We start from the raw sequence: 4,678 nt of genomic DNA, 5'->3' as shown, positions 1-4,678 counted from the left end.
ACTCCCTACTCCCGACTCCCTACTCCCTACTCCCTACTCCCTACTCCCTACTCCCTTTATTATAGTTTTGATTAATGACTGATTCTGTAGGGTTTCCCGAAGCCCTTGTCCCTATTTATGTCATGGCTTCAAGCCTACTTTTTATCTTAGTCATTGAAGCGTTTTTAGTCAAAGACAAACGAGCTTGGAGTATTCCCGCCCTGGCGGTGTATGCAACTGTTGGAGCCTGGTATTTTATAGAACTAATTTACACTCCTGAAAATTTCCTGCAGTTTGATTCATCAATACTAGAAAGCTGTTATTGGCAAATAATTACTTTTTTAATCACTTTTCGCCTAGTCATCCCGTCCCTTTCTCGCCGATTCCTTAAAAACTACCATACTGTTTTTAAATTTACTGCCTTTAATCCTGAGCAACTTTTAATGGTTCTAGCCTTCGTCTGGCTATGTTTATTAGGATATGGTGTTAGCCGTCTCAACGGCGATATTTTCAATGCTTTATTTCCAATTGCAGCTCGTACTGGACGGCAAATGTGGGGTCGGGCTGCTGCTGCTGGTGGTAATGGATTTATTATTTCTTCCGCCGCTTATGTTTATACCCTAGTTTGTGCATTTTTTGGCGTGCTTTTACCCCTACCAATGCGCCGTAAATTTAAGACGTTAAATATTTTAATTATTCTAATTACACTGCCATATTTTATTTTTTTGGGAGCCCGAAACAATCTTCTTGCTGTAGTTTTACCAGGGTATTTTAGCTATGCCTTATTTTCCCAAGACAAGGTTTGGAGGAAGGCTTTAATTAGCATCGTGACGTTTTTAATTATTAATCAAGTCATGACCTTGATTATTACTTATCGCAACACTGGTTTTACGGAATTATTTGCTGCCGATAGTGGACTGCAAACAGAAGAATTATCAGAAACCAAGCACTTGGGATTAAATATGCTAGAAGAGCTATGTTATATCAATCACTTTTATCAAGAAGGAAGCCTAAATTTAACGTACGGAGGTCGCTATTTAGCAGAAGCAGCTAATGTAATACCTAGAGCAATATGGCCTAATAAACCTCTAATTGGAATTGATTATGCTATCTTACGGGGATTTGGTGGTGCTGATAATAGTATAGGGGTATTTGCTACTATTTCAACTGGATTAATTGGACAAGGTTTTTTTAATTTTGGCCCTATATTTGGACCAATGGGTGCAGGGATTTTAATGGCTAGTTGGGCAAGTTTTATGGGTAGACTCTGGGCACAGCAATTTTCCACCCTGCGCTTAGGATTATTTCTGATTTGTTTGGGGCTGACGTTTAACTTAGGTCGAGAATTTACCCTACTGGTATTATGGCCAGCTTTGTTTGGATATGTATTTGTGCTTATGCTAGAACGCTACGGATCCAAAAAAGCTCAGGGAAGATTTATTTCTACATCTAATTTATCTCCTTAAATAAGAATTTAACTCTATATATTTTTCTCTAAATCAAGTGCTCAAAATCGCAGTATTGTTTATTAACTATGGCCCCTACCATATTGCCCGTGTCAGTGCCTTACACCAGCACTGTCATCAAATAGGATGGAATGTGATTGGCATAGAATTAGCAAGAACCCAAGCTGAATATGCCTGGAAAGCTAACTTAAACAATCTTCCTTTTGCGCTAATTTCTATTGTTAAAGACCGGGATATAGAGGATGTAAAAACTCATCAATTACTCCCAAAACTTTATTCTACCCTAAGGAAGGTTCAGCCTGATGTGGTGGTGATTGCTGGCTATTTTGGATCAGCTATGATTGCTACTTTAGTATGGAGTTTATGGCACGGTAAACTACCAATTTTGCTTTCGGAGACTACAGAAACCGATTTTACTAGAATTTGGTGGCGTGAAACGATAAAGCGCTGGCTACTTAACCGGTATAAATCGGCTTTAGTGGGCGGAAAACCACAAAAACGTTACTTGATCAAATTAGGAGTACCTAAGGAAGCCATTTTTTGCGGCTATAATGTCGTAGGGAATGATGCTTTCCATCCCGATAAAATTAAATCTCTGGCACCTCCTTTAAACAAGCCCTACTTCCTGACTATCAATCGCTTTATCCCTAAGAAAAATCTCCCTTTTGTAATTTCAGCCTACGCTACCTATCGCCAACTAGCTAAAGACAGGGCTTGGGAGTTAGTCCTGTGTGGGGATGGTTCAATGCGCTCTCAAATTGAGCAACAGATTAAAGACTTAGGGTTGACTAAGGTTATTCATATAACTGGTTTTTTACAACAACAAGAACTTCTGCCTTATTTTGCTCACGCTGGCTGCTTTATCCATGCTAGTACTCACGAACAATGGGGATTAGTTGTCAATGAAGCTATGGCAGCTGGCTTACCAGTGGTAGTGTCTAATTGCTGTGGCTGTTTTGAAGATTTAGTAGTTGAAGGTATCAATGGATTTGGTTTTAATCCCTATGATAGGGAACAGCTAACTAAGTTAATGGTTAAGGTAAGTTCAGGGGAAATTGACCTAGACAATCTCAGTCAAGCCGCCCTGCAACACATCCATAAATTCTCTCCCGACTATTTTGCTCAAGGTTTAATACAAGCTGTTGAATACGCTTTAGCGCATCAAAATTAATCATTCATGAAGATTTTAATTGTTATTCCTGCTTTGGGAAATGTCTATGGTGGAACATCCAAAATTGCCATTGAATTAGCTCAAGCACTTGGTAAACATAACCTTGATGTTGATATAGTTACCACAGATGCTAATGGTAGTACAAGATTGAATGTGCCACTGCATACGTGGGTTAAAGAGAAATACTATCGAGTTCAATACTTTCCCTATGGGGGATGGAACGACTATAAAATGAGTTGGTCATTGACTCAATGGTTGCTTCAAAACATAAATCACTACGATCTAGTACATACAATAGCTGTTTTTTCTATTCCTACTTTAATTGCTCACTGGATTTGTCAGCTTTATGGCATTCCATACGTGATGAATCCTCAAGGAATGCTTGAACCTTGGGCACTCTCTTACAAAGCGTGGAAAAAGCGCATCTACTATAGTGTAGTCGAAAAACCCGTTCTTAAGCGTGCCAGTGCAATCCAAATGCTGTCATCAGCTGAAGCTGAGAATATCAAGTTACTTAACCTCAAAGCTCCTCAAATAATCATTCCCAACGGTTTACATCGTCAAGACTTTGAACAACTCCCTAATCCTGAACTTTTTTATCAACAGTTTCCAGCTACTCGTAACAAAACTCTGATTCTTTTCTTAGGACGTATCGACCCCAAAAAAGGATTAGACTTGCTAGCCACAGCTTTTGGTAAAATACACTCTAAATTTTCCCATACTCACCTAATTCTTGCAGGTCCTGATAACATTGGTTTCTTATCTACGGCCAAAGACTACTTTGCTAATGCAGGTTGTTTAGATGCTGTTACCTTTACAGGGATGCTAACAGGCTCTCTTAAATATGCTGCCCTTGCTGCTGCTAGTATTTATGTTGCCCCTTCCTATTCTGAAGGGTTTAGTATGTCTGTGCTGGAAGGTATGGCTTCAGGTTTACCTTGTGTTATTACCACAGGCTGTAATTTTCCAGAAGCTGCTACTGCAAACGTTGCCCATGTAGTTGATATTGATGCTGAGGCTATTGCCAATGCTTTAACCCAGTGTTTGCAATTTCCCCAACAAGCCAAAGAGATGGGAACTCGCGCTCGTCAACTTATCTTTGAACAATACACCTGGGATTCCATAGCAAAAAAACTGATTCAAGTTTATAAATCTATCATCCAAAATCAACCCATACCGACATTATCTTAACAAGATATTATTTTAACTTTTTCGGGAATGCTAGAAAAAATTACCCCACTCATTCTCACCTACAACGAAGCGCCCAACATCCAACGTACCCTTCAACAGCTTACCTGGGCAAAGACAATTGTTGTAATTGATAGTTACAGCACCGATGAAACTTTAGAAATTTTAGATTCAATTCCTCAAGTACAAGTCTTTCAAAGAAAGTTTGATTCCTTTGCTGCCCAGTGTAATTATGGACTAGGAAAAATAGCATCTGAATGGGTACTATCCCTAGATGCTGATTATGTGTTAACAGATGAGCTAATTAGTGAAATACAAACCTTGCAAACGTCACCAGACCTAAACAGTTATAGTGTTCGATTCAAGTATTGTATCTTTGGAAAACCTTTGCATGGTACTTTATTGCCACCAAGAAAAGTACTCTACAAAAGAGAAAAAGCAACTTATCAAAATGATGGTCATGCACATCGAGTTATTGTAGATGGCAAATCATCAACACTCTCTTCCTATATCCATCATGATGACCGCAAACCTTTAAGCCGATGGTTGTGGGCGCAAGACCGATACATGATAATTGAAGTCAAAAAACTAACCCAGACCCCAGATAATGAAATTAGTTTAGGTGACCGAATTCGCAAACAAAAAATTATTGCTCCCTTTATTATCCTGTTTTACTGTCTGATTCTGAAGGGCGGAATTTTCGATGGTTGGCATGGTTGGTATTACGCATTTCAACGGATGCTAGCGGAAACTCTTTTATCTATTCGGTTGATTGAATTTGAGAAATTACAGAAGCAGTAAATTTTAACCATTGTCAAATAGGGAATCGGGAATCGGGAATCGGGAATCGGGAATCGGGAATCGGGAATCGGGA

Annotated in this window: 4 protein-coding genes; all 4 read left to right on the top strand. The window is 39.2% G+C overall.

Features of this window, described 5'->3' with window-relative positions:
• The first annotated feature begins 206 nt into the window (after window positions 1–206).
• From BJP37_RS31120 to BJP37_RS31105, 4 genes are read left to right on the top strand one after another with little or no spacing between them, the layout of a single operon-like run.
• Window positions 207–1,445: a hypothetical protein gene (locus tag BJP37_RS31120; protein ID WP_143727879.1), complete on the top strand. Its 1,239-nt coding sequence runs from the start codon at window positions 207–209 to the stop codon at window positions 1,443–1,445.
• 37 nt (window positions 1,446–1,482) lie between these two features.
• Entirely contained in the window at window positions 1,483–2,616 is a 1,134-nt protein-coding gene (locus BJP37_RS31115; RefSeq protein ID WP_081431393.1) for a glycosyltransferase family 4 protein, read from the top strand.
• Between the two features lie 6 nt (window positions 2,617–2,622).
• A complete protein-coding gene (locus BJP37_RS31110; RefSeq protein WP_075904729.1) occupies window positions 2,623–3,807 on the top strand; it encodes a glycosyltransferase in 1,185 nt (394 codons plus the stop codon).
• Window positions 3,808–3,834: 27 nt separating this feature from the next.
• Window positions 3,835–4,605 (top strand): glycosyltransferase family 2 protein, encoded by a 771-nt coding sequence (locus tag BJP37_RS31105; RefSeq protein WP_075904726.1) that lies wholly within the window; start codon window positions 3,835–3,837, stop codon window positions 4,603–4,605.
• Window positions 4,606–4,678: the final 73 nt, after the last annotated feature.

It is taken from the genome of Moorena bouillonii PNG (assembly GCF_001942495.1).
Taxonomy (GTDB): Bacteria; Cyanobacteriota; Cyanobacteriia; order Cyanobacteriales; family Coleofasciculaceae; genus Moorena; species Moorena bouillonii.
This window is presented reverse-complemented; position numbering and strand designations above follow the sequence as displayed.

Bases quoted from the DNA above. Each gene is read 5' to 3' on its own strand.
- BJP37_RS31105 (WP_075904726.1), top strand. From the start codon at position 3,835: ATGCTAGAAAAAATTACCCCACTCATTCTCACCTACAACGAAGCGCCC.
- BJP37_RS31110 (WP_075904729.1), top strand. From the start codon at position 2,623: ATGAAGATTTTAATTGTTATTCCTGCTTTGGGAAATGTCTATGGTGGA.